The organism is Mycolicibacterium chlorophenolicum, assembly GCF_001044235.1.
GTDB lineage: Bacteria > Actinomycetota > Actinomycetes > Mycobacteriales > Mycobacteriaceae > Mycobacterium > Mycobacterium chlorophenolicum.
In genome coordinates this window covers 794,235-817,950 of sequence record NZ_JYNL01000064.1, presented here as the reverse complement: position 1 = coordinate 817,950, position 23,716 = coordinate 794,235, and the positions used below count along the sequence as shown (strand labels likewise).

The window sequence follows — 23,716 nt, the reverse complement described above, 5'->3', positions numbered from 1 at the left end:
CCTCACCGGGCGTAGACCACCTCGCCGGCCACCACCGTCGCCGCGACGTGCTCCGCGTCCAGGTCGGCCAGCACCTGCTGCGGGCTCGCCGAGAGCACGCAGAGGTCCCCGCGTACACCGGGCTCGATGCGCCGCGGCGTCGCGGGGGTCAGAGGATCGCCGAGGAACATCGCCAGAGCCTCGGCGGCGGTGACCTTTTCCGCGGCGGTCAGCACCACACCCGACGCTGTACGCCGCGTCACCGCAGCGCGCATCGCCGCCCACGGATCGGGGTGCCCGAACGGTGCGTCGGTCGACAGCGCGACGGGCACGCCCGCGGCACGCAGCGAGGCCACCCGCCACAGTTCGTGATGCTCGGCGGCGGAAACGTCGCGCAGGTACGCCTCGCCGCGCTCGGCGACGAAGTTCGGCTGCGTCACCACGGTGGCCCCGCTCGCCGCGACCGCGGCCAGGCTGCCGTCCGGGACGACGGCGGCGTGCTCGAGCCGGTCGGCCGGGTGGCGGCCCGCCGAGTCCAGCGCCGCGAGGGCGACGACGAGTTGCGCGGCGGTGACACAGTGCAGCGCAACGGATTCGCCCGCGGCATGCCGGGCGGCGATCCATCCGATGAGCACGTCGAGGTCGAGCTCGTCGTCGTGCAGGATGCGCTTGCCCGGCGCCAGGCAGTGCACGGACTGCATCAGCTCGCCGCTCCGGTGCGCCTGCTGCAGGGCCGCCACGTCGGCGGCGCTCAGATCGGGGGTGGCGTCGGTGACACCGGTGACGCCGTAGCCGCTCAGCCGCGCGCTCAGCTGCGCGAGGCCGGGTTCGGTGCGGGCCAGCGCCGCCGTCCAGCCGGTGTCGGCGCTGCGCAGCCGGCCGTCGGGATGATCGGGCAATCCGACGAGCGCCAGGCCCGCCGAGTTGAGCGTCCACAGCACGCCGCTGCGGTGCTGGATGCGCAGCGGGAGATTCGAGCAGATCCCGTCCAGCACGGCGCGATCCAGCGGTCCCGCGACGGACTCGTGGTAGCCGACCGCGCGGATCCAGCCGTCGGCGCCGGGGGTCGCTGCGCGCAGGACGTGGGCGAGCTGCTCCGGTCCGGTCACCTCGTCGGGACCCACGCGTACCGAGTGCAGGGCGGCCGCGGCGGCGCGCAGGTGCAGGTGGTGGTCGTGCAGGCCGGGCAGCACGGTGCCGCCGCCGGCGTCGAGGACCGTCTCCCCCCGCCGGGCCGGTAGTCCGTCGGCGACCTCGGTGATGCGATCTTCGACGCGGATGTCGGTGCGGGTGCCGTCGAACAGCACGCCGCGGCGGATCAGCACGCCGGGGCCAACCGGCGTGCCACCAGGTCCTCGACCAGCGCGTTGTGTTCGCCGAGCCGCGCGGCGGTCTGCGTCACGGATAGTGTTGCGCTGCAGGATATCTCGTCGACCCGCGGGAGCGCCGCGTACCGGGCGGCCACCGCGGCCATCGCCACGTCGATCACCTGACCGCCGCCGCGGGCATGCGACTCCAGCACTGCGCGGGCGGCCTCCAGGCCTGTCAACGGATCGGCGATCGCGTCCCCGCAGAACACCGGCGCCGCCGCGGTGCCGCCGACCAGCCCCCCGGAGACCGCCGCGTCGTCGCCGAACGCCACCCAGTGCGCGCACTCCCCGACCGCGCCGTGGCCGGTGATCTGCACCCAGATACGGCCGTCGCGGGCCGGGACGTCGGCGGGCCCCAGGCCCCGGGCGTGCAGCGCGGCCGGCCGGGACGACACCAGCACCACGTCGGCCGCGGCGAGCAACCTGACCAGTCCCTCTGGCCGCGCGAAATCGACGGCGTACGAGAGCTTTCCGCCGTTCATCCAGTCGAAGAACGGCGCCGGGCCGACGCGGGTGCCGTCGGGCCGCTGCGGGCTCTCCACCTTCACCACCGTCGCCCCGGCGCGGGCGAGCAGCCGGCCGCACAGCGGACCGGCCCACATCGAGGACAGGTCGGCCACCAGCAGATCGCCCAACGGGCGCGGGTGCGTGCGGGCACCGACGGTGCGCACCACGGGCGACGACGGCGCCGTTTCCCCGAGCACCCCGACCGGCAGGCCGAGCAGCCGCGCCCGCGCCGCGACCGCGTGTGCCCCGGTGGCCCGGATCCGTTCCCGCACCGCCGCCCACGGGTCCGGGGTGTCCTGCGCCTCGACGAGCGCGGGCACCGCGTCGAGATCGTCGGGGCGCGCCAGGGTCAACGCGCACCACCCGTCCGCCGCGCCCATCAGCCGGGTGGCACCCCCCGCCGACACGGTGCCCCCGCGCGGGAGGTCGAGCAGCGCAGCGCGTCCGCCCAGCAGGTCGTCGGCGTCGACATCGACACCGGTCGCTGCGGTCACCGCCCGCGCCGTCGCCCGCGCCTCGGCGAGCACGGCCGCGGGGAGCACCACCGGCGTCATCTGACCATTGTGGCGGTCAGAACAGCAGGCCGGTGAAGACCCAGTCGAGCACGGCCCGATCGGCGCCGTCGTCGGCGACGGCGTAGACGGTCGAGCGCAGCCGCACGGTGCCGCCGCGGCCGCCGGGCAGCGGATCGACGGCCTCGACAGCGAGATCGCTGTACAGGGTGTCGCCCTCGTACACCGGCGCGGTGTGGTCGCACGAGTCCCAGCCCAGCACCGTCACCAGACCGGGCAGCATCCGGCAGGCCTGCGCGAACGCCAGCCCGATTGTGTGCCCGCCGTACACCAGCCGGCGGCCGGATCCCCGCGAATCATGATGTGCGGCTGCGATGTTCAGCGTCAGCCGGGCCAGCTCGGGGGCGCTGGTGACCACGTCGGCGGTGCTGCGCAGCACGGTGCCCGCCAGTGCCGGGTCGAAACCGGGCCCGGGGACCCGGGCGCGGAACGCGTCGGCGTCCCAGTCGGCGGTGGGATCGGGGGCGGGTCCGGCCCCGGCGCCGATCGCGGCCATGTCGTCGCTGTGCCCGGTCTCGACGCCGTCGGCGCTCAGCGGCAGCATCGCGCAGCGGTGGAAGTCGAGCACCAGCCGGCCGACACCGTCGATGGTCGTCATCCGCAGCGCGGCCAGCCCGGTCGGCGGCCGGCCCGGCCGAGTCGCGTTCTGCTTGAGCCCGACCACCTCGGTGCGGGTGAACAGGGTGTCCCCGATGACCGGGAACCGGTGGAATGTCAGGCCGCGGTAGAACAGGTTGGCTCTGACCCGCTGGGTGACCACCGTCGACTGCCCGATCGCCACGTCGCACACCAGCCCGGGATGCGCCATCGGCGCGGTCGCGCCGGTGACGAGCGCCGACAGCTCGGCGTCCAGCGGCAGCCGCAGCCGGTCCCCGAGGATCGCCTGGTGAGCCGCCGCCACCCCGGCGGTCAGCGTCATCGTCGGCGCCGCATCGAAGACCTGACCGACGTGCAGATCGTCGAAGAACGGGCCCCCCGAGATTTGGCCGTACAAAGTCACAAGCGGTCATGCTGGCACTGACGCTTCGCATGTGTCAACATCGGCAGAATGGCCGTACATTTGCTCGACGACGACGAAACGATGCTGGTCGACACCGTGGCGCAGTTCGTCGACCGCGAGGTGAAACCGACCGTCCGCGACGTCGAGCACGCCAACGCCTACCCCGAGGCGTGGATCGAGCAGATGAAGCGCATCGGGATCTACGGGCTCGCCGTTCCGGAGGCCTACGGCGGCACCCCGGTGTCGACGCGCTGCTACGTGCTGGTCACCCAGGAGCTGGCCCGCGGGTGGATGAGCCTGGCCGGCGCGATGGGCGGGCACACCGTGGTCGCCAAACTGCTGGACCTGTTCGGCACCGACGTGCAGAAGCAGCGCTACCTCCCCGCGATGGCGACCGGGCAGCTGCGCGCGACGATGGCACTCACCGAACCCGGCGGCGGATCCGACCTGCAGAACATGCACACCGTCGCCCGGCCCGACGGCGACGGGTGGGTGATCAGCGGCGCCAAGACATGGATCTCCAACGCCCGCCGCTCGGGCCTGATCGCACTGCTGTGCAAGACCGACCCGGACGCGACGCCGCGGCATGCGGGTATCTCGGTGGTGCTGGTGGAGAACCCGACGCCGGGCCTGACGGTGTCGCGCGATCTGCCCAAGCTGGGCTACAAGGGTGTCGAGTCGTGCGAGCTGGCGTTCGACGGATGCCGGGTGCCCGGCGACGCGGTGCTGGGCGGTGTTCCCGGAAAAGGGTTCGCGCACATGATGAAAGGCCTCGAGACCGGGCGCATCCAGGTGGCATCGCGGGCGCTGGGAGTCGCGACCGCCGCCCTGGACGACGCGCTGGCCTACGCCCGGGAGCGGGAGAGCTTCGGGGTGCCCATCTGGAAGCACCAGGCGATCGGCCACTACCTGGCTGACATGGCGACCAAGCTGACCGCCGCACGCCAGCTGACGCTGCACGCCGCCGACTGTTACGACAGCGGTGAGCGCGCCGACATGGAGGCCGGCATGGCCAAGCTGTTCGCCTCCGAAGCCGCGATGGAGATCGCGCTGAACGCGGTGCGCATCCACGGCGGCTACGGCTATTCCACCGAATACGACGTCGAACGGTACTTCCGGGACGCGCCGCTGATGATCGTCGGCGAAGGAACCAACGAGATCCAGCGCAACGTCATCGCTTCCCAGCTGGTGGCCAGGGGCGGTCTGTAGATGAAGGCGCCGCCGGCCTATCAGGTGCTGCGCGAACGGCTCCGCGAGGAGATCGTCGCCGGCCGGTACGCCGACGGCGCACGCCTGCCGACCGAGTCGGAACTGTCGGCGCGCCATGGTCTTTCGCGGCAGACCGTAAGACGGGCGTTCCAGGATCTGGTGGCCGAGGGCGTGGTGTACCGGGTGCCGGGGCGGGGCAGCTACGCCGGCGAAGGCGGGCGGCGCTACCTGCGCCGGCTGGGCTCGGTCGACGACCTGATGAGCCTGTCCGACGACACCACGATGGAGGTGCTCGACGGGCTGCGCCGGCGCGTCGACATCGACGCCGCCAGCCGGCTCCGCCTCGACGACGACGTGGTGCACTCGGTGACGTTCCGGCGGCTGCACGACGGGGTCCCGTTCGGGCACACTGTCGTTCACCTTCCCCCGGCGGTCGCGGCGGCGGTGTCGGCGTCGCCGCATCTGCGCACCGCAGCGGTGAGCACCCACACGGTGATCGGACTGCTCGAGCCGCATCTGGACGCGCCGATCGCCGAGGCCGCCCAGACGATCACCGTCGGCATGGCCGACGCGGGTGTGGCGGCCGCGGTCGGCTGCGAGCCCGGGCATCCGATGCTGCGAGTGGACCGCCTCTACGGCGACGACGACGGCCGTCCCGTCGAACTCGCCGTCAGCCACTTCCTGCCCGAGCAGTACACCTACCGGGTCACCCTGCGCCGCTCGGGTTAGCCGCGGTGGCCGCGATGCTTCCGAGCAGTGTCAGGGCATCGGCGCTCGCGGTGCCCGGGTCGGCGTCGTAGACGATCAGTTCCTGCCCGGGTGACGAGCGGACGTCGAACGTCTGCATGTTCAGCGTCACCACGCCCACCTCTGGATGGCGGAAACGTTTGCGAGCCAGACATTTACGCCGCGCATCCCGGCGCTCCCAGAGCGCGCGGAACTCCTCGCTGGTCAGTAGCTCGGCCAGCACGGCCCCCGCGCGGGGATCCTCGGGCGCGGACCCGTAGGCCATCCGGAAGCCGGCGACCGAGTCGGCCGCGACCTCGTGCCAGTCGGCGTAGAACTCCCGAGCCCGCGGATCGGTGAACACCAGCAGCATCAGATTGCCGACCGCGCCGAGTTCGCCGAACAACGCGGTGGCCAACGGATTGGCGGCCAGGATGTCGTAGGCGCGGTTGTAGACCAACGCCGGGTTGTCGGGCCACGCCGCCATCAACCGTAGCAGTCCGGGGTCGACCTGTTCGGAGACCCAGGTACGTGACGTCCGCGGCGTGAGCCGGGCGAGCGTGAACAGATGTGCCCTGCCGTCGTCATCGAGGCGCAGTGCCGCCGCAAGCGCCTCGATCACCTGAACGGACGGGGACCGTTCGCGGCCCTGTTCGAGCCGTCCGTAGTAGTCGGTGCTGACCCCGGCCAGCAGAGCCACCTCTTCGCGGCGCAGGCCGGGGACGCGGCGGGTGCCCGAACTGGTCAGACCCACGTCGGCGGGGCGGAGCGCGGCGCGCCTGCTCCTCAGGTACTCCCCCAGCTCGGTCACCTCTCCAGGGTAGGAAATCGCGACGCCGCAAACAGGGTGTACCGCACCCTGGCTGTGCGTGTCTGGCCCAATGACGCTGGGAGCATGACCGACACCAAGATCATCATCGTCACCGGAGCCAGCAGCGGAATCGGCGAAGCCGTGGCCGAACGGCTCGCCGCCGACGGGCATCACGTCATCGCCGGGGCACGGCGGAAGGACCGGCTCGAACAGCTGGCCGGCCGGGTCACCGGGCAGGGCGGCAGCATCGAAGTGCACGCGCTCGACGTGACCGACCGGGCGTCCGTCGCCGCGCTCGTCGACGCCGCCGTCGCCGCCCACGGACGGGTGGACGTGATCGTGAACAACGCCGGCGTCATGCCGCTGTCCCGACTCGACGCGCTGCTGGTCGACCAGTGGGACCAGATGATCGACGTCAACGTCCGCGGGCTGCTCAACGGCATCGCCGCCACGCTGCCGCACTTCCAGCGCCAGGGGGCGGGACACTTCATCACGGTGGCCTCCATCGGAGCGCACGAGGTGGTGCCGACCGGCGCCGTGTACTGCGCGACGAAGTACGCGGCGTGGGCGATCACCGAGGGCCTGCGCCTCGAACTCGACCCCTCGATCCGCGTCACGACGATCTCGCCGGGCGTCGTGGAATCCGAACTCGCGCAGACGATCACGGACACGACGGCGGCCGAGGCGATGCGCGGGTACCGGGCCGATGCGATCCCGCCGGCGGCCATCGCCCGGGCGATCGCCTACGCGATCGGCGAACCGGCCGACGTGGACGTCAACGAGATGGTCATCCGGCCGACGCGGCAGCGCTGATCTCGTCGACCAGTCCCCACTGCAGCGCGGTCGCGGCGTCGACGGACCGGCCGGACAGCACCAGGTAGGCGGTGCGCCACCGGCCGATCCGGCGGGTGATGCTCACCGTGCCGCCGGCGCCGGGGATCAGACCCAGCTTCAGCTCCGGTAGCCCCAGCACCGCGTCGGGGTGGCAGCTGACCCGGCCGCAGAAGGCCGCCATCTCCAGCCCGCTGCCCTGCACCTGCCCGTGGACCTCGGCGCGGCAGGCCGATCCGAGCCGGGCGGTGATCTCGGCGAGCGCCAGCGCGGGGCTGTGCCGGGTGCGGGCCAGGTGCGCGCTGGCCGGGTCGGCGAGGGTGCCGAACTCGGCGAGGTCGCCGCCGCTGCAGAACGACGGACCGTTGCCGGCCAGCACCACCTCCCGGACCGACGGGTCGAGGCAGGCCACCTCCAGCGCGTCGAGCAGCGCCGCCCGCGCGTCGGTGGAGAAGGCGTTGTGCCGCGCGCTGCGGTTGAACCGGATCGCCAACCGGTCGTCGACGCGTTGCGCCACAACGGGTTCGGCGATCACGGGCACGGTGGCCGGGCCGCGCTCGGTCAGCCAGCGGGCGAACTCGGCGCCGGCCTGCAGCGTCGAGTAGGCCAGCGATTCGGTGACGACGCCGGCGAACGTCGTCCCCGCCGGGTCCAGGGCGCGCAGTACGTCGTCGCACACGGCCGACGCCTGCGGCCACCGGGCGACCCGGCCGGCGATCTCGGCCACCGCCGCGTCGACGGAGTCGACCGTGACCGCGCGGACGTCGTCGCAGGGCTCCTCAGTCAGCGAGAAGGTGGCGTCGTCGGCCGACGCGGCCTCGATCAGTTCCCCGTCGGCGACCCGGACGTGCTTCACGAGTACTTCTTTATCAGCTCCTGCTTGTAGAGCTTGCCGGTATCGGTGCGCGGCAGCTGTGCCTCGAACGACAGCGACCGCGGGCACTTGTAGTGCGCCAACCGGTCGCGCAGCCAATCAATGAGCTCACGCCCGAATTCTTCGGTGGCGTCGCGTTGGTCGACGGTCTGCACGACGGCCTTGACGCGCTGGCCCATCTCCTCGTCCGGGACGCCGAACACCGCGGCGTCCATCACCTTCGGATGGGTGACGAGCAGGTTCTCGGCCTCCTGCGGGTAGATGTTCACCCCGCCGGAGATGATCATGTGGTGCCTGCGGTCGGTCAGGTAGAGGAAGCCCTCCTCGTCGAGATACCCGATGTCGCCCACCGTCTTCCAGCCGCGGGGGTCGCGCGAGCTCTGCGTCTTCTCGGGATCGTTGAGGTACTCGAAGTCGTTGCCGCCCTCGAAGTAGATCTCGCCGGGATGGCCGGGCGGGAGCTCGTTGCCGTCCTCGTCGAGGATGTGCACCGCACCGCCCATCGGCTTGCCGACCGAGCCGGGGTGGGTCAGCCAGTCCTCGGCGAAGATCAGCGTCGACCCGTGCGCCTCGGAGGACGCGTAGTACTCGTCGACGATCGGGCCCCACCAGTCGATCATCTGCTTCTTGATGTCGACGGGACACGGTGCGGCGGCGTGCATCACCCGCTGCAGGCTCGACACGTCGTACTTCGCGCGGACCTCCTCGGGCAGCTTGAGCATCCGGGTGAACATCACCGGCACGAACTGCCCATGGGTCACCTTGTGTTTCGCGATCGCGTCCAGCGCGCCCTCGGCGTCGAACTTCTCCATCACCACGGTGGTGATGCCGCCGGCCTGGGTCTGCATCGACCACACCGACGGTGCGGTGTGGTACAGCGGGGCGGGGCTGAGGTAGACCGCGTCGGGATGCATCCAGAACGAGACCAGCGCGGCCATCAGGCCCGGGGACTCCGACGGCGGCACGTGCGGCAGCGCGCGTTTGATGCCCTTGGGGCGTCCCGTCGTTCCGGACGAATACTGCAGCAGGTCGCCCTCGATCTCGTCGTCGATCGGGGTATCGGGTTGTCCGGCAACACATTCCGGGTAGCTCTGCCACCCGTCGAGGGTCCCGTCGGCGATGATGCGCACTGGCGGCAGGCCGCCCGGCAATTCGGCCGCCAGCCCGGCAAGGGTGTCGACGAGCTTGCCGGAGCCGACGATCGCCTTCGCGCTGCTGTTGTCGATGATGTAGGCCGCCTCCGCGGCGGTCAGGTGGGTGTTGATCGGGACGTAGTACAGCCCCGACCGGCGCGCGGCCCACATCACCGCGTGCATGTGCTCGCTGTTCTCCATCAGGATCGCGACGGCGTCACCCTCGACGAGACCGGCCTCGCGGAACAGGTGCGCCAGCCGGTTGGCCCGGGCCTCGAGCTCACCGAACGTGACCACGGTGCCCGAGGGGTACATGATGATCGCGGGCTTGTCGGGAGAGGCAACGGCGGTGTCGCGGATCTGCATGGGCTGAGAATACGTGGCCCTAGTTGACAGGTGTCAAGTGCCTCGAGTGTGCGGTCAGGGCGACTTTCGAGGCGGATCCGCGCCCTCACCGCACACTCGGTGAGCGTGCGGTGAGTACCGCGGGCTACTCCGCTTCGGCGAGGCGCGTCTTCAGCGCGTCGAACTCGTCCTTGATGCCGGTGGGCAGCTTCTCGCCGACGAACTCGAACCACTCCTCGATCAGCGGCAGCTCCTTGCGCCACTCGTCGGGCCGCACCGCCAGCGCCTCGTCGACGTCGGCGGCCGACACGTCCAGGCCCTCCAGGTCGAGGTCCTGCGCGGTCGGCACGATGCCGATCGGCGTGCTCTTGCCGTCGGCCTGGTGCTCGATGCGCTCGATCGCCCACTTGAGCACGCGGCTGTTCTCACCGAAGCCCGGCCACAGGAAGCGGCCGTCGGCTCCGCGGCGGAACCAGTTGACGAAGAAGACCTTCGGCAGCTTGGTGTCGTCGGCGTTCTTGCCGATGTCGATCCAGTGCTGGAAGTAGTCACCCACGTTGTAGCCGAGGAACGGAAGCATGGCCATCGGATCGCGGCGCACGGTGCCGACCTTGCCCTCGGCGGCGGCGGTCTGCTCGGAGCCCAGCGTGGCGCCGATGAACACGCCGTGCTGCCAGTCGCGGGCCTCGGTGATCAGCGGGACGGTGGTCTTGCGGCGGCCGCCGAACAGGATCGCCGAGATCGGCACACCCTGCGGGTCGTCCCACTCCGGCGCCAGCGTGGGGCACTGCGAGATCGGGGTGCAATACCGCGAATTCGGATGCGCCGCCTTACTTTCCGTCTCGCGCAGGATCCAGTCGTTGCCCTTCCAGTCGATCAGGTGATCGGGCTCGCCCTCCAGACCCTCCCACCACACGTCGCCGTCGTCGGTCTTGGCGACGTTGGTGAACACCGTGTTGCCCCCCGCGATGGTCTTCATCGCGTTCGGGTTGCTGCTCCAGTTGGTCCCAGGCGCGACGCCGAAGAAGCCGAACTCGGGGTTGGTGGCGTAGAGCCGGCCGTCCTTGCCGAACCGCATCCACGCGATGTCGTCACCGACGGTCTCGGCGCGCCAGCCCGGAATCGTGGGCTGCAGCATCGCGAGATTGGTCTTGCCGCACGCCGACGGGAACGCCGCGGCGATGAAGTAGGCCTTGTTCTCCGGGGAGATCAGCTTGAGGATCAGCATGTGCTCGGCGAGCCAGCCCTCGTCGTGGGCCATCGCCGACGCGATGCGCAGCGAGTAGCACTTCTTGCCCAGCAGGGCGTTGCCGCCGTACCCCGACCCGTAGCTCCAGATCTCGCGGGTCTCGGGGAAGTGGGTGATGTACTTCGTGTCGTTGCAGGGCCACGGCACGTCCTGCTGGCCCGGCTCCAGCGGCGCACCGATCGAGTGCAGCGCTTTGACGAAGAAACCGTCGTCGCCCATCTTCTCCAGCGCGGCCGACCCCATCCGGGTCATCGTGCGCATCGACACCACGACGTACTCGGAGTCGGTGATCTCCACGCCGAGCTTCGGGTCCTCCGCGTCCAGCGGGCCCATGCAGAACGGGACCACCCACAGCGTGCGGCCGCGCATGCTGCCGCGGTAGAGGTCGGTCATCAGCGCGCGCATCTCGGCGGGGTCCATCCAGTTGTTGGTGGGCCCGGCGTCGATCTCACGCTCGCTGCAGATGAAGGTCCGCGACTCGACGCGCGCGACGTCGGACGGGTCCGACAGCGCCAGGTACGAGTTCGGCTGCTTCTGAGGGTTCAGCTTCTGGAAGGTGCCGGCCTCGACCAGCTGGGCGCAGAGCCGCTCGTACTCCTCCTCGGACCCGTCGGCCCACGCCACACGGTCGGGCTGTGTCAGCTCGGCGACCTCGCGCACCCAGGCGAGCAGCCCCTCGTGCTTGGTCGGTGCGGAATCCAATCCCGGAATGGTCGCTGCGGTCATGCTGTGTTGTCTCCTGCACTGTTCCTGCGCGTGGTCTTCAGCGGACGCAGGCGCCGGAACCGACCATGATCTGGTCTTCACAGGCAGCTGCCGCCCCTCCTGAACATTGAGGTTAACGCGGGTGACATACCCGCGGAAATCCAGGACTATGTCCGTTCACTCACAGGAACGATTCAGAACAGGCCGACCGGGAGGGCTACCGATCGGTAACCACGAAATCCGTCGCGGAGGGGTCGAAGGACCGGCGCCGCGCCGGGTATCGCCGCAGCTCGGCCTCCATGTGCGCCAGCCGACGATCGACGGCGACGGCGCGGGCCGTCTCGACGGCCAGCAGCCGCGCCGACACCCGTTCCTCCACCTCGGTCCGCAGCATCGCCACAGCGTCGGCGACCCAGCGTTCCATCAGCGCGCGGGCGTGCAGCAGGGCCCGCGCCCGCACCACCCAGACGGTGACGGCCAGACCGGCCAGCACGGCGGCCACCGTGCCGCCGACCGCCGGCACCCCGGCGAGCCGCGCCGCCACCCGGGCCATCACGACGGCCACCCCGAACCCGAACCCCACTCCGAGCACCACCATCAGTTGGGTCTCCAGCCGGCGCGCGTGACGCGGCGGCGCGGGCGCCACGATCGCCCGCTCGGGAGGCGCCGGCACCGGTGATGCCGTCAGCTCGGCCACCCGGGCGTCGATCTCGTCGTCGACCTCGGCCAGGGTGTCCGCGCAGTGCTGCCGGACCCGGTCTTCGACAGCGGGCCGCGTGCGCCGGGTCATCGCGGCCACCTCGGCGAGCAGGTCGGCCCGCACGGCCGCGCAGCGCTGCCGCGCGGAGTGCGTCAACTCCAGCCGGACGCGCTGCAACCGGTGCCGCCACTGCGCGTGGCCGGTCCGCGTCGAGCGGTGGGCCCGCAGTACGTCGGCGCGCTCGGCCTCCAGCTCGCCGAGCCCCGCGTCGAGGTCGGCCTGCCGGGACCGGGCGGCCGCACGGCGCGCGAGGTCGGGGTCGGTCAGCTCCCGGGTGAGCACGGCGACCAGATCGTCGACGGAAGGCTCCCCCAGCCGCGGATCGGCCGCGGCGGTCACCCACGGGATACCGGCCAGCCGGTCCCGATCGGCGGCGAGCACGCGGCGCCACGCGCGGTGATCGTCGACCTTGTTCACCACGCCGATCACCGCGCCCGTGCGCGCCGTGACCGCAGCGGCCAGCGCGCCGTCGGACCGTGCCATCGGGGCATCGGCGGACACCACGAACACCACCACCTGCGGTGTCTCGCCGACGGCCAGCCCGGATGCCTCGACGAAGCGGTGGGCGGGAATCCGCTGCTGCAGCCGGGCGAGCACGCTGGTCACCCCGGACCGCGCGGTACCGGTGACGAGAACCGGGTCAGTCATCGCAGCCCTCCAGCAGCCGCAGGCTGCCGCGCGCGATGTCGGCGGCGCAGCGCCGGTGCAGCGCATCGAGCGGCGCCCTCGCGTAGGCGTGCCACCGCAGCGCCCGGCGGGTGTGCGCCCCTGCGTCGTCACCGCGATCCACCTCGGCGCCGCCGGCCTCGACGACGTCCACGGCCGCCGTCATCACCGCCAGCACGACGTCGTCGCCGTCGACGAACGCCGCCAGCCGCTCGTCGGAGGTCTCGGCGGCCACCACCCGCAGCGCGTGCACCGCCGCGCGGATCCGCGTGTAGCGCAACGGGGCTGCGACGGCGGCGAGCGCGGCCAGTACCGCGTCGGTCCGGCTCAGCGCGCGCAGCCGGGCGGTCACCGCGGCCGGCGTGAGCCCGTCGGCGGCCGCGAGGACGGCGTGCGCCAGCCCGAACCGGTCGAACCTGTCGAGCAGCTGCCGGCGCGTCCCGGCCGGTACCGGGTGCTCGCCGGCGACGAACGCGTCCACCGACGTCATGTCCGCCGGGGCGTCGACCAGCGCGCGCAGGGCCGTGAGGTCGTCGTCGCGCACCTCGGTCACCCCGAGCAGCGCGATCATCGGCACCACCGGGAGCCCCAGTGCGACCGACATCCGGGCGGCGGTCACGTCGGCCGCGGCCAGCGGACCGCCCGCCCCCGGCCCACCCAGATCGGCTTTGTTCAGGACGACCAGAGTCGGGACCGACCGGCGCTCGAGCACCGTCCGCTCCTCGTCGGTGAGCCGCTCGGCGAGCACCACGACATCGACCTCGGCGGCAACCCCGGCCGCCACGACCGCCACGCCCGCGGCGGCCAGCGCCGCCGCCACCGCGTCACGGCCGACCCCGCGGCGGCCCCGCACGGCTACGCTGACGGGCACACGCAGGCGCCGCTCGACGGCGGTCACACGCGGATCTGCGGTCAGGGCGCCGCACCCGGCCAGCACATCCGCCACACCCGTCACCTGCCCCCCGCTCTGTCCCTGACGGAAATCGTGGCATCCGCGCCGACCTGCTGGACGCACGAATTTCGGGGCGGCCGATCGGCGTAGCAGCCGAAGGCAACTGTTGGGTATCAATCTGTAACACGATGCGGGAGGTGACTCCGTGATGAGCGACGATGGACGGATGCACGTGCCGGGTCCCAGCGACGTCGAGGTCGCCGGCGGCGCCACGGACGGGACCGACGGCCAGCGCCCCGCGCACTTCCCCCGCCGCGTCACCAGTTTCCGCGCCCGCCGGTCCACGATCTCCGACCGCCAGCAGGCGATCTGGGATGAGCGCTGGCCGGAACTGGGTCTGCCGGCCCGCTCCGGTGACGAGCCCGCCGCGCCGCTCGACACCGACGCCTGGTTCGGCAGGCACGCCCCGCTGGTGCTGGAGATCGGCTGCGGAACCGGGACGTCGACGCTGGCGATGGCGCAGGCCGAACCCGACATCGACGTGATCGCCGTCGAGGTCTACCGCCGCGGGCTGGCCCAGCTGCTGGCGGCGATCGATCGCACGTCCGAGACCGACCCCGTCAGCAACATCCGGCTCATCCGCGGCGACGGCGTCGACGTGCTGACCCACATGCTCACCTCCGGCTCGCTGACCGGGGTCCGCGTTTTCTTCCCCGACCCCTGGCCCAAGGCCCGTCACCACAAGCGCCGGCTGCTGCAGGCCGACACCGTCGCGCTGATCGCCGACCGGCTGCGCCCCGGCGGCATCTTCCACGCCGCGACCGACCACGCCGGGTACGCCGAACAGATCGCCGAGGTGGGCGACGCGGAGCCCCGGCTGCGGCGCATCAGTCCCGACGCGGCGGGTCTGCCGATTTCGGTGGCCCGGCCCGTCACCAAATACGAACGCAAGGCCCTGGCCGGTCCCGACGTCGCCGAGTTGCTGTGGGAGAGGTCATGAGCGTGACCGACCACATGCCCGCCGAGGTCCCGGAGGTCCTCGCGGACGTCGACGCCGCGGTGCCGGCACCCGCGCCCGCCCGCGTGCTGCTGGTGTGGGACGCCCCGAACCTCGATATGGGGCTGGGCTCGATCCTCGGTGGCCGGCCGACCGCGGCACACCGGCCCCGGTTCGACGCGCTGGGCCGCTGGCTGCTGGCCCGCACCGCCGACCTGTCCGCGCAGGCGAGCGCGGACGGCCAGGCGGTGTCGCTGGAGCCCGAGGCGACCGTCTTCACCAACATCGCGCCGGGCAGCGCCGAAGTGGTCCGGCCCTGGGTGGAGGCGCTGCGCAACGTCGGCTTCGCGGTGTTCGCCAAACCGAAGATCGACGAGGACAGCGACGTCGACGCCGACATGCTGGCGCACATCGCGTTGCGCCGCAGCGAGGGTCTGGCGGGGTTGATCGTCGCGTCGGCAGACGGGCAGGCCTTCCGGCTGCCGCTGGAGGACATCGCGCACGAGGGCGTCGAGGTCCAGGTCCTCGGATTTCGCGAACATGCCAGTTGGGCGTTAGCGTCGGATACCTTGGAGTTCGTCGACCTGGAGGACATCCCTGGTGTCTTCCGGGAGCCGCTACCGCGAATCGGGCTTGATTCGCTACCGGAGCAGGGCGCGTGGCTGCAGCCATTCCGGCCGCTGTCCTCGCTGCTGGCGTCGCGTGTCTAGAACAATGGAAAAGCCTGGTCGTGATGTGCGCATGCCGATGATCACAGACTTTTGCGCAACGGTGAGGAGCTGAACGTGTTCGCCTGGTGGGGTCGAACGGTGTACCAGTACCGATACATAGTGATCGGTGTCATGGTCGCACTGTGCCTGGGCGGCGGCGTCTACGGCATCAGCCTGGGACAGCACGTCACCCAGAGCGGTTTCTATGACGAGGGCAGTCAGTCCGTCCACGCGTCGGTGATCTCCGACGAGGTGTACGGACGTGACCGCACCAGCCACGTGGTGGCGATCCTCACGCCGCCGGACGGCAAGAAGGTGACCGACCCGGCATGGCAGAAGAAGGTCGTCGGCGAACTCAACGACGTGGTCGACAGCCACAAGGATCAGGTCGTCAGCTGGGTCGGCTGGCTCCGGGCGCCCGACACCACCGCCCCGACCGTCCAGCAGATGAAGACCGAGGACGGCTCGAAGACGTTCATCAGCATTCCGCTCAAGGGCGACGACGACGACACGATCCTGAAGAACTACCAGACCATCGAGCCCGACCTGGAGCAGGTCAACGGCGGCAACATCCAGCTGGCCGGGCTGAACCCGCTGGCCAGTGAGCTCACCGGCACCATCGGCGAGGATCAGAAACGCGCCGAGGTCGCGGCCATCCCGCTGGTCTGCGTGGTGCTGTTCTTCGTGTTCGGCGGTGTGGTCGCCGCCGCGCTGCCGGGCATCATCGGCGGCCTGACGATCGCCGGCGCGCTGGGCATCATGCGGTTGACCGCCGAATTCATGCCGGTGCACTTCTTCGCCCAGCCGGTGGTGACGCTGATGGGGCTCGGCATCGCGGTCGACTACGGGTTGTTCATGGTCAGCCGGTTCCGAGAAGAGATCGCGGAGGGCTACGACACCGAGACCGCGGTCAGACGCGCGGTGATGACGTCCGGCCGGACGATCATGTTCTCGGCCGTCATCCTGGTGGCGTCGTCGGTGCCGCTGCTGCTGTTCCCGCAGGGCTTCCTGAAGTCGATCACCTACGCGATCATCGCGTCGGTCATGCTCGCGGCGATCCTGTCGGTCACCGTGCTGCCCGCGGCACTGGGCATCCTCGGACACAACGTCGACGCGCTCGGTGTGCGCACCCTGCTGCGGGTGCCCTTCTTCCGCAACTGGAAGCCGATGCGCGTCTACCTCGAGTGGCTGGCGGCCAAGACGCAGAAGACCAAGACCCGCGCCGAAGTCGAGAAGGGCTTCTGGGGCCGGCTCGTCAACGTCGTGATGAAGCGGCCGATCGCGTTCGCCGCGCCGATCCTGATCGTGATGATCCTGCTGGTCATCCCGCTGGGCCAGCTGGCCCTCGGCGGCATCAGTGAGAAGTACCTGCCCCCGGACAACAAGGTCCGGATCGCGCAGGAGGACTTCGACAAGACGTTCCCCGGGTTCCGCACCGAACCGCTGACGATCGTCGTCGAACGGCAGGACGGCCAGCCCGTCACCGACCAGCAGCTCGCCGACGTGCGCGCCAAGGCGATGACGATCAACGGGTTCACCGACCCCGACAACGACCCGAGCAAGATGTGGCAGGAGCGCTCCGTGCAGGAGGGCGGGTCCAAGGACCCGTCGGTCCGGACGATCCAGAACGGTCTGGTGAGCCGCAACGACGCGCCGCAGAAGATCGAGGAGCTGCGGTCCATCACGCCGCCACGCGGCCTGGACATCTCGGTCGGCGGCACCCCGGCACTCGAGCAGGACAGCATCCACAGCCTGTTCGACAGGCTGCCGCTGATGGTCGTGGTGCTGATCCTCACCACGACGGTGCTGATGTTCCTGGCCTTCGGGTCGATCGTGCTGCCGATCAAGGCCGCGCTGATGAGCGCGCTGACTCTCGGCTCGACGATGGGCATCCTGACGTGGATGTTCGTCGAGGGCCACGGCTCCGGCCTGATGAACTACACGCCACAGCCGCTGATGGCACCGATGATCGGCCTGATCATCGCGGTGATCTGGGGTCTGTCCACCGACTACGAGGTGTTCCTGGTCTCCCGCATGGTCGAGGCTCGAGCGCGGGGCATGTCGACCGCGGAGGCCATCCGGATCGGCACCGCGACCACCGGCCGCCTGATCACCGGCGCCGCGCTGGTGCTGGCCGTGGTGGCGGGCGCGTTCGTGTTCTCCGATCTGGTGATGATGAAGTACCTGGCGTTCGGTCTGCTGATCGCCCTGCTGCTGGACGCGACGATCATCCGGATGTTCCTGGTGCCGGCGATCATGAAGCTGCTCGGCGACGACTGCTGGTGGGCGCCGCGCTGGATGAAGCGCGTCCAGGAGAAGCTGGGCCTGGGCGAGACCGAGCTGCCCGACGAGCGCAGGCGGCCGCTGGTGCGCGAGACCGCACCCGCCGAGGCACTCGTCGGCGCCGGCGGTCCGCCGGTGACGGCCCCGCCTCGGGCGCTGCCGCCGCACGATCCCGGCCATCCGGCGCCCGACCGCGGGCCCACGCCCGCCGTCACCACCCGCATCGCGACGGGGGCGCACGCCGGTGGGCCGTCCGCCGCGGGCACCACGCGGCTGCCCGGCGCACCGTCGCGGCCGCCGGCCCCGGAGCCCGAGTCCGAACCGCAGACCACCCGACTGTCGGTGGCCAAGAACGCCGTCCGCAACGCCGTGAGCAGTGCCGCCGACGCGGTGACCCAGCGCGGTCAGCGGCCGTCGGCCCCGCCGCCGGCGCCCAAGCGCGACGAACGCGAGATCGAGTCCTGGCTCGGGGACCTGCGGGGCAGCGGTGCCGGAACCCCGGGACCTGCCGCACCGGCGCGGCCGTCGGCCGAGCCGACGCGGGCGATGCCCGATTCCAGGCCCGATCCGGCCGGCAACGAGCCGACCACCGCGTTCTCCGCGCAGCGCGCCGAGGGGACGCAGGACGACGACTCCGCCGAGGCGACCCGCGCCATCCCGACCGCGCGGCAGTCCGACGCGGACACGGCGACCGAGAAGCTCAACACCCGGCCCGAGGGCGACGCGCCGCGGCGCGGCGGCAACGGGCTGAGCGCGCAGGAACTGCTGCGCCGCGAAGGCCGGCTGTAGCTAGTTCTCGACGTCGTCGGGTTCGGCGCTGAGCACCGGCCCGTCGTCGGCCCTCTGCGCGGCTTCGACGGCGTCCGGGTCGTCGGCGACGAGCACCCGGATCGCGCTGTTCAGGAATGCCAGGATCGGCACGGCGAGCAGCGCGCCGACGATGCCGGCCAGCACCGCTCCGGCCGCGATGGCGAGCACCACGGCCAGCGGATGGATGGAGACCGCGCGGCCCATCACCAGCGGCTGCAGCACGTGGCCCTCCAGCTGCTGCACGGCCAGGATCAGACCGAGCGTGATCAGCGCGTAGATGAGGCCTTTGGTCAGCAGCGCGACGATGACCGCCAGGAATCCGGTGACCACGGCGCCGACCAGGGGGACGAACGCACCGAGGAAGACCAGCGACGCCAACGGCAGTGCGAGCGGAACGCCCATGATCGCCAGCCCGATCCCGATGCCGAGCGCATCGACGAGCGCGACGAGGAACGTGGCCCGCACGTAGCCGATCAGGGAGTGGAACCCGGCGCGGCCCGCGTCGCGCACCCGCTGCCGGGTGGAGGACGGGAAGACGCGGGTGACGAACTCGAAGATGTTGCGGCCGCCGTGCAGCAGGAAGATCAGCGTGAACAGCACCAGCAGCGCGCCGGTGACGATCTCGGTGATGGTGCCCGCAGTGGACAGCGCGCCGCTGGTCACCTTCTCCTGGTTGTTGCGCAGCGCCTCGATCGCCGAGTTGCCCGCGTTGTCGATCTGTTCGCGGCTCAGGCCCAGCGGACCGTCGACCAGCCAGCGGCGCAGCCCGTCGATGCTGCGGGTGACCTGCTCGACCAGCGCCGGGGTGCCCTCGATGAACTGGCTGACGACGAACGACAGCAGGCCGCCGACGAGCGCGAGCCCGCCGAGCAGGATCAGCGCCACCGCGCCGCCGCGTGGCGCGCCGCGGCGGTCGAGGAAGTCGACGGCGGGCATCAGCAGTGCCGCGGCCAGCGTGGCCAGTGCGACCGGCACGACGATGACCTCGACCTGCATCACCACCCACAGCGCGGCGAACACCGCGCCGAAGATGACCAGCAGCCGCCACGCCCATGCCGCACCCCTGCGCACCAGCGGGCTGACCGACTCGTCGGCAGCGGGGTCGGAGAACGGTCGGGCTGACATTCCGGTAGCGTAACGGCCTCGCTGATCATGAATTCGGTTCGCCGGATTCCGGGTGCCCACGCCTTACCCTGTAGGCGTGTCACACGACGCTCCTCCGAGCGGCACCCAGGCGGGCAGCGCCGGCCGGGAGCGGCCCGCACGGGGCAAGTACTGGTGGCTGCGATGGGTGCTCATCGTGGTCGCGGTCCTCGTGCTGACCATCGAGCTGGCGCTGGTGCGAGATCAGCTCGCCAAGGCGTGGAAGAGCCTGTACTCGGCGGACTGGTGGTGGGTGCTGGTGGCCGCGGTCGCGGCGATGGCCTCGATGCACAGCTTCGCACAGATCCAGCGCACCCTGCTCGCGTCGGCCGGTGTGCAGGTACGGCAGTGGCGCAGCGAGGCCGCGTTCTACGCCGGCAACGCGCTGTCGACGACGATGCCGGGCGGGCCGGTGCTCTCGGCGACGTTCATCTACCGCCAGCAGCGGCTGTGGGGCGCGTCGCCGCTGGTCGCGTCGTGGCAGCTGGTGATGTCGGGGGTGCTGCAGGTCGTCGGTCTGGCACTGCTCGGCCTGGCCGGCGCGTTCATGCTGGGCGCCAGCAAGAACCCGCTGTCGCTGATCTTCTCCCTCGGCGGTTTCCTGGCGTTGATCCTGCTGGCCCAGGCGGTGGCGACCCGTCCGGAACTGATCGAGGGCATCGGGGTGCGGGTGCTGTCGTGGGTGAACTCGGCGCGCGGCCGGCCGACCGACACCGGGCTGGCCAAGTGGCGCGAGATCCTGTCCCAGCTCGAGTCGGTCCAGCTGGGCCGGCGCGATCTGTCGGTGGCGTTCAGCTGGTCGCTGTTCAACTGGATCGCCGACGTCGGCTGTCTGTTGGCGGCCTGTTTCGCGACCGGGGGTCATCCGTCGCTGGCCGGGGTGACGGTGGCCTACGCCGCGGCCCGCGCCGTGGGCTCGATCCCGCTGATGCCCGGCGGGCTGCTGGTGGTCGAGGCGGTGCTGGTGCCCGGGCTGGTGTCCAGCGGCATGTCGCTGGCCTCGGCGATCTCGGCGATGCTGATCTACCGGTTGATCAGCTGGATCTTCATCGCGGCGATCGGCTGGGTGGTGTTTTTCGCGATGTTCCGCACCGAGAAGGACGTCGACCCGGACTCGGGTGCGGTGCCGCGCGCCGCTGATGCCGCCTGCCCGCAGTTCAGTCCCGATCCCGAGGCGCCCCATCCGCCGGACCGCACGGCCGACCCACCTGACGAAACACGCGCAGCTTCATGAGATTTCGGCGCCCGGCCGCCCTGCTGGCGGTGAGCGTGGTCGCGGCATGCTCGTCGGCGCCGGCGCCCGAGACCACCACGACGAGCGCCACGACTGCGACGACGGCGCAGGCCGCCCCGGCGACGACGCAGCCCGCCGAACCGTCGGTGCTCACCCCGGTCATCGCGCATGCGGTGGCCGAACCGATCCCGGTGCCGGCCACCGACGGCAAGACCCATCTGGTGTACGAGCTGGCGCTGACCAACACGCTCTCCCAGGAGGTCACGCTGACGTCCCTGACGGTGCGCGCCGGTGACCGGACGCTGCTGGACCTGCCCGCCGACCGCCTCGGCGCGTGGACCCGACTGTCCGGGACCCCCTCTCCCACAACGGTTCTCGGTCCAGCTCAAAGCGGGTACGTCTGGCTGGACGTCGTCGTGCCCGACGGCGAACCCGCTCCCGAGCGACTCACGCACGCGCTGGGAATCGCGGTGCGCCAACCCCAGCCGCCGCTGATCCCGGCCACCCTGACCGAGGAGATCGCGCCCGTCGCCGTGCAGAAACGCACCCCGATCGTCCTGCGGCCGCCGCTGACCGGACCGAGCTGGCTGGACGCCGTAGGCTGCTGCGGCATCTCCGGTCACCGCGGCGCGCTCAACCCGATCAACGGAGCACTTTGGGCCGCAGAACGTTTCGCGATCGACTACGTGCAGCTGACCCCTGACGGCCGGTTGTTCACCGGCGCGAGCACCGACCTGGCGAGCTTCCCGTACTACGGCGCCGACATCCACGCCGTCGCCGACGGTCCGGTGGTCGCCGTCGCCGACGGCATGCCCGAGGCGGTGCCCTTCGCCGCCGCGACGGGGCTGGCGCTGGACCAGTATCCGGGCAACCACGTCGTGCAGGATCTCGGCAACGGCAACTACGCGCTCTACGCCCACCTGCAGACGGGCAGCATCGCGGTCAAGCCGGGCGACCGGCTCTCCGCCGGGCAGGTGCTGGCCCGGCTGGGCAACACCGGCAACACCGACGCCCCGCACCTACACTTCCATGTGATGAGCACCCCGGACCCGCTGCGCTCCGACGGCCTGCCGTTCGTGTTCTCGGCCTTCGACCTGCAGGCCACCCTGCCCGATTCGGAGGACGCGCTCAGCGCCGGTCGGCCCGCGGAACTGCCGCCGCCGGCGCCGCTGCGGCCGCAGCGCGACGTCATGCCATTGCAGAACGACCTGATGACCTATGCGGCTCCGTAACAAGACCCCGGCAGCGCTGGCCGCCGACGTCGCCTGCGTGGTGGTGTTCTGCGCGATCGGGCGGCGCAGTCACGCCGAGGGGCTGACGCTGACCGGGGTGGCCGAGACGGCGTGGCCGTTCCTGACCGGCACCGCGCTGGGCTGGGTGCTCGCCCGGGCCTGGCGGCGCCCGCTGGCACTGCTGCCCACGGGCGTGGTGGTGTGGGTGGCGACCGTCGTGGTCGGGATGCTGCTGCGCAAGCTCACCGCGCAGGGCACCGCGCCGAGCTTCATCGTGGTCGCGTCGCTGACCACCGCGGCACTGCTGCTCGGATGGCGCGCGATCGCCCGGTCAGTCGCCTGAATGATCCTGCGGCGCAGGCTCTGTCAGGACGGTGAGGGTGGCCCGCAGACCGCCGAGCGGACCGTCCGACAGCTCGATCGAGCCGCCGTGCAGCGACGCCTGCTGCGCAACCAGCGCCAGCCCCAGCCCCGACCCGCCCGGCGCCGCGTTGCTGCCGCGGGAGAAGCGGCCCAGCACCGTCAGATGCTCGTCGACGGGCAGGCCGCGGCCGTTGTCGTCGACGACGATCGTCATCAGGTTCGCGCGGCGGTGCGCGGCCAGCACGATCCGGGTGGCCTGGCCGTGGGTGATCGCGTTGCGCACCAGGTTGTCCACCGCCAGCCGCAGACCGCCCGGCCACCCCAGCACGAACCCCAGGTCGTCGGCGGCGTGCACCTCGATCGTGACGTCGCGGCTCACCCGCATGTTCTCCCGGGCCACCCGGTCCAGCATGTCGGTGACGTCAACGACCTCGCGGTCCTCGGCCTGGGCGAGCTGACCCGAGGCGAGCTGCCCCAGCGCGGTGATGATGCCCTCCACCCGGCGCTGCGCACGCGACAGGTCGGCGACCACCTCGGCGCGCTCCTCGGCGGGCAGGTCGTGGATGCGCAGCGTGTCCAGGTCCGCGCGCATCGCGGTCAGCGGGGTACGTAGCTCGTGGGCGGCGTTGGCGGCGAAATCCTGGGCGGCCTGCAGCGAGTTGGTGGTGGCGCGCTGGGCGGCGGCGAGCCGGTCGAGCATCGCGGTCATGGCCTCCGACAGGTCCTCGGCCTCGCGCACACCGCGCACGGCCGGGATCTGCTCGGACCCCTTGCCGAGCGCCTTGGTGTGCTCGGTCAGCTTGCGCAGCGGGCGGATCGCCGGGCCCGCCAGCAGCCAGCCCAGACCCGCGGCGATCAGCACCGTCACCACGCCGACGGCGATGTAGAGCGGCACCCGGGCACGGTTGAGCAGGATGCTGTCGGCGCGGATGCCGATGGACATCAGCACGCCACCGTCCTGCTCGACCGGGACCGTCCGCACCCGGTACTCAACGTCGTTGACCATCACGGTCTCGGTGCCCGGCGGCAACGCCGGCAGCTGGAACCCGCGCTGGTACACCACCTGTCCCGAGGAGCGCGAGCGTCCGGTCTGGAGCACCCCGCGGCGCGGATCGGTGAGCTGCTCGGGGTAGACGCTGGCGTCGACGATCGCGTCCAACCGCCGATCCAGTTGCGCCGCATCGTTGTTGGCCAGCACCAGCGAGGTGAGGATCGTGAACGCCGCGACCACCGCGGCCGCGGCGGCCGCCGACGCGATGGCGACCCGCGTCCGCAGCGAGGCGGACCGCAGCGCGCGGGGCAGTCTCACCGGCGA

Annotated in this window: 20 protein-coding genes; 9 read left to right on the top strand and 11 right to left on the bottom strand. The window is 71.4% G+C overall.

The window, feature by feature from the left end:
* Positions 1-2: 2 nt before the first annotated feature.
* The 3 genes from MCHLDSM_RS26290 to MCHLDSM_RS26280 are packed head-to-tail and all read right to left on the bottom strand — an operon-like array spanning position 3 to position 3,428.
* Positions 3-1,304 carry an amidohydrolase family protein gene (locus MCHLDSM_RS26290; protein WP_048472654.1) on the bottom strand — a complete coding sequence of 434 codons (1,302 nt, stop codon included), beginning with the start codon at positions 1,302-1,304 and terminating at the stop codon, positions 3-5.
* On the bottom strand, positions 1,298-2,410 hold the full coding sequence (locus MCHLDSM_RS26285; protein ID WP_048472653.1) for a CoA transferase: 1,113 nt from the start codon (positions 2,408-2,410) through the stop codon (positions 1,298-1,300). The genes MCHLDSM_RS26290 and MCHLDSM_RS26285 overlap by 7 nt, the downstream gene beginning before the upstream one ends.
* 16 nt (positions 2,411-2,426) lie before the next feature.
* Positions 2,427-3,428 carry a MaoC family dehydratase gene (locus MCHLDSM_RS26280; RefSeq protein ID WP_048472652.1) on the bottom strand — a complete coding sequence of 334 codons (1,002 nt, stop codon included), beginning with the start codon at positions 3,426-3,428 and terminating at the stop codon, positions 2,427-2,429.
* Between the two features lie 48 nt (positions 3,429-3,476).
* Here MCHLDSM_RS26280 and MCHLDSM_RS26275 point away from each other — a divergent pair, with 48 nt between their 5' ends.
* Together MCHLDSM_RS26275 and MCHLDSM_RS26270 are read left to right on the top strand one after the other, a co-directional pair.
* Entirely contained in the window at positions 3,477-4,637 is a 1,161-nt protein-coding gene (locus MCHLDSM_RS26275; RefSeq protein WP_048472651.1) for an acyl-CoA dehydrogenase family protein, read from the top strand.
* Positions 4,638-5,366, top strand: a complete 729-nt coding sequence (locus tag MCHLDSM_RS26270) for a GntR family transcriptional regulator (RefSeq protein WP_048472650.1) — start codon at positions 4,638-4,640, stop codon at positions 5,364-5,366. It abuts the gene before it with no gap.
* Here the strand turns inward: MCHLDSM_RS26270 and MCHLDSM_RS26265 are convergent.
* The gene (locus MCHLDSM_RS26265) at positions 5,344-6,174 is read right to left on the bottom strand and encodes a helix-turn-helix transcriptional regulator (protein WP_082169075.1); all 831 of its coding nucleotides are present in this window, start codon (positions 6,172-6,174) and stop codon (positions 5,344-5,346) included. The two genes, MCHLDSM_RS26270 and MCHLDSM_RS26265, sit on opposite strands and share 23 nt — an antisense overlap.
* 84 nt (positions 6,175-6,258) lie before the next feature.
* On the opposite strand from MCHLDSM_RS26265, the gene MCHLDSM_RS26260 reads away from it, so the two are divergent.
* Positions 6,259-6,987: an SDR family oxidoreductase gene (locus MCHLDSM_RS26260; RefSeq protein WP_048472649.1), complete on the top strand. Its 729-nt coding sequence runs from the start codon at positions 6,259-6,261 to the stop codon at positions 6,985-6,987.
* Here the strand turns inward: MCHLDSM_RS26260 and MCHLDSM_RS26255 are convergent.
* From MCHLDSM_RS26255 to MCHLDSM_RS26235, 5 genes are all read right to left on the bottom strand, one after another.
* Positions 6,962-7,861, bottom strand: a complete 900-nt coding sequence (locus MCHLDSM_RS26255; RefSeq protein ID WP_048472648.1) for an enoyl-CoA hydratase/isomerase family protein — start codon at positions 7,859-7,861, stop codon at positions 6,962-6,964. The genes MCHLDSM_RS26260 and MCHLDSM_RS26255 overlap by 26 nt on opposite strands.
* Positions 7,858-9,378, bottom strand: a complete 1,521-nt coding sequence (gene fadD4, locus MCHLDSM_RS26250; RefSeq protein WP_048472647.1) for a fatty-acid--CoA ligase FadD4 — start codon at positions 9,376-9,378, stop codon at positions 7,858-7,860. Before fadD4 ends, MCHLDSM_RS26255 begins: the two co-directional genes overlap by 4 nt.
* A gap of 124 nt (positions 9,379-9,502) precedes the next feature.
* Entirely contained in the window at positions 9,503-11,332 is a 1,830-nt protein-coding gene (locus MCHLDSM_RS26245) for a phosphoenolpyruvate carboxykinase (GTP) (RefSeq protein ID WP_048420797.1), read from the bottom strand.
* A 196-nt stretch (positions 11,333-11,528) separates the two neighbouring features.
* Positions 11,529-12,719, bottom strand: coding sequence for a hypothetical protein (locus MCHLDSM_RS26240; RefSeq protein ID WP_060937665.1), 1,191 nt, complete (start codon positions 12,717-12,719; stop codon positions 11,529-11,531).
* A complete protein-coding gene (locus MCHLDSM_RS26235; protein WP_234714189.1) occupies positions 12,712-13,683 on the bottom strand; it encodes a hypothetical protein in 972 nt (323 codons plus the stop codon). Before MCHLDSM_RS26235 ends, MCHLDSM_RS26240 begins: the two co-directional genes overlap by 8 nt.
* A 154-nt stretch (positions 13,684-13,837) precedes the next feature.
* Here MCHLDSM_RS26235 and trmB point away from each other — a divergent pair, with 154 nt between their 5' ends.
* From trmB to mmpL3, 3 genes are all read left to right on the top strand, one after another.
* The gene (trmB, locus tag MCHLDSM_RS26230) at positions 13,838-14,629 is read left to right on the top strand and encodes a tRNA (guanosine(46)-N7)-methyltransferase TrmB (RefSeq protein WP_048472646.1); all 792 of its coding nucleotides are present in this window, start codon (positions 13,838-13,840) and stop codon (positions 14,627-14,629) included.
* Positions 14,626-15,336: an NYN domain-containing protein gene (locus MCHLDSM_RS26225; RefSeq protein WP_048472645.1), complete on the top strand. Its 711-nt coding sequence runs from the start codon at positions 14,626-14,628 to the stop codon at positions 15,334-15,336. Before trmB ends, MCHLDSM_RS26225 begins: the two co-directional genes overlap by 4 nt.
* Positions 15,337-15,411: 75 nt before the next feature.
* Entirely contained in the window at positions 15,412-18,408 is a 2,997-nt protein-coding gene (gene mmpL3 / locus MCHLDSM_RS26220; RefSeq protein ID WP_048472995.1) for a trehalose monomycolate exporter MmpL3, read from the top strand.
* Here the strand turns inward: mmpL3 and MCHLDSM_RS26215 are convergent, their stop codons facing one another.
* A complete protein-coding gene (locus MCHLDSM_RS26215) occupies positions 18,409-19,554 on the bottom strand; it encodes an AI-2E family transporter (RefSeq protein ID WP_048472644.1) in 1,146 nt (381 codons plus the stop codon).
* Positions 19,555-19,630: 76 nt separating this feature from the next.
* On the opposite strand from MCHLDSM_RS26215, the gene MCHLDSM_RS26210 reads away from it, so the two are divergent.
* From MCHLDSM_RS26210 to MCHLDSM_RS26200, 3 genes are read left to right on the top strand one after another with little or no spacing between them, the layout of a single operon-like run.
* Positions 19,631-20,806: a lysylphosphatidylglycerol synthase transmembrane domain-containing protein gene (locus MCHLDSM_RS26210; protein WP_048472643.1), complete on the top strand. Its 1,176-nt coding sequence runs from the start codon at positions 19,631-19,633 to the stop codon at positions 20,804-20,806.
* Complete coding sequence (locus tag MCHLDSM_RS26205) at positions 20,803-22,038, top strand: M23 family metallopeptidase (protein WP_048472642.1); 1,236 nt, start codon at positions 20,803-20,805, stop codon at positions 22,036-22,038. Before MCHLDSM_RS26210 ends, MCHLDSM_RS26205 begins: the two co-directional genes overlap by 4 nt.
* The gene (locus tag MCHLDSM_RS26200; RefSeq protein ID WP_048472641.1) at positions 22,025-22,381 is read left to right on the top strand and encodes a DUF3054 domain-containing protein; all 357 of its coding nucleotides are present in this window, start codon (positions 22,025-22,027) and stop codon (positions 22,379-22,381) included. Before MCHLDSM_RS26205 ends, MCHLDSM_RS26200 begins: the two co-directional genes overlap by 14 nt.
* On the opposite strand, the gene MCHLDSM_RS26195 is transcribed toward MCHLDSM_RS26200, so the two are convergent.
* Positions 22,370-23,710 (bottom strand): HAMP domain-containing sensor histidine kinase, encoded by a 1,341-nt coding sequence (locus MCHLDSM_RS26195; RefSeq protein WP_048472640.1) that lies wholly within the window; start codon positions 23,708-23,710, stop codon positions 22,370-22,372. The genes MCHLDSM_RS26200 and MCHLDSM_RS26195 overlap by 12 nt on opposite strands.
* Positions 23,711-23,716 lie beyond the last annotated feature (6 nt).